The organism is Gluconacetobacter tumulisoli (assembly GCF_014174155.1).
Taxonomy (GTDB): domain Bacteria; phylum Pseudomonadota; class Alphaproteobacteria; order Acetobacterales; family Acetobacteraceae; genus Gluconacetobacter; species Gluconacetobacter tumulisoli.
The window spans coordinates 1-1141 of sequence record NZ_JABEQM010000044.1 but is presented as its reverse complement, the minus strand read 5'-3'; the positions used below and the strand labels follow the sequence as shown (position 1 = coordinate 1141).

Here is a 1141-nt window from a genome sequence, read left to right as displayed (position 1 = left end):
CATGCAGTCCTTCGCCATCTGCTGCATCATCACCGTGGTGTGGATGGTGGCGGGCTACAGCCTGGCGTTCTCCACGGGGTCGCCCTATCTGGGCGACCTGTCGAAGGCGATGCTGTCGGGCATCGGCGCGCATATCTCCAAGGGCGCCGACATCGGCTTCACCCTGGGCGAGGGCTCGGCCAACGCCACCGTGATGACGGTCCCCGAGAGCGTCTTCATGATGTTCCAGATGACGTTCGCGATCATCACCCCGGCGCTGATCGCCGGCGCCTTCGCCGAACGCATGAAATTCAGCGCGCTGTGCGTGTTCACCATCCTGTGGTCGCTGGTGGTCTATGCCCCGATCGCCCATTGGGTCTGGAGCCCGCTGGGCTGGGTCGCCGGCCTGGGCGCGGTCGATTTCGCCGGCGGCACCGTCGTGCACATCAACGCCGGCGTCGCCGGCCTGGTCTGCGCGCTGGTGATGGGCAAGCGCCGCGGCTACGGCCAGGACGACCTGTCGCCGTTCAACCTGACCTATGCCGTCGTCGGCGCCTCGCTGCTGTGGGTCGGCTGGTTCGGCTTCAACGCGGGCTCGGCGGTGGGCGCCAACGGCCGCGCCGGCATGGCCATGGCCACCACGCAGATCGCCACCGCCGCGGCGGGCCTGGGCTGGATGGTCGCGGAATGGATCCGCACCGGCAAGCCCACGGTGCTGGGCATCATCTCCGGCGCCGTCGCCGGCCTGGTCGCCATCACGCCGGCGGCCGGCTTCGTGCTGCCCGGCGGCGCGCTGATCCTCGGCCTGATCGCCGGCGTGGTGTGCTACTGGTCCGCCACGTCGCTCAAGCACATGCTAGGCTATGACGACAGCCTCGACGCCTTCGGCGTGCACGGCATCGGCGGCATCGTCGGCGCGCTGCTGACCGGCCTGCTCGCCTACGGCCCGCTCTCGGCCACCGACGCCAACCCCTCCGGCGTCGTCGGATCGGTCGCCCAGCTCGTCACCCAGGCCAAGGCCGTCGGCATCACCATCGTCTGGTGCGCCCTCGCCACCTTCGTCCTGCTCAAGATCGTCGACCTCGCCATCGGCCTGCGCGTCACCCAGGACCAGGAGGTCGAAGGCCTCGACATGGTCCTCCACGGCGAACGCATCGACTGA

General features: G+C 69.4%; 1 protein-coding gene. It reads left to right on the top strand.

What is annotated here, in order from left to right; genetic code table 11:
* Window positions 1-1141, top strand: a 1141-nt coding sequence (locus HLH28_RS17845; RefSeq protein ID WP_182961942.1) for an ammonium transporter, incomplete at its 5' end; no start/stop codon positions are given.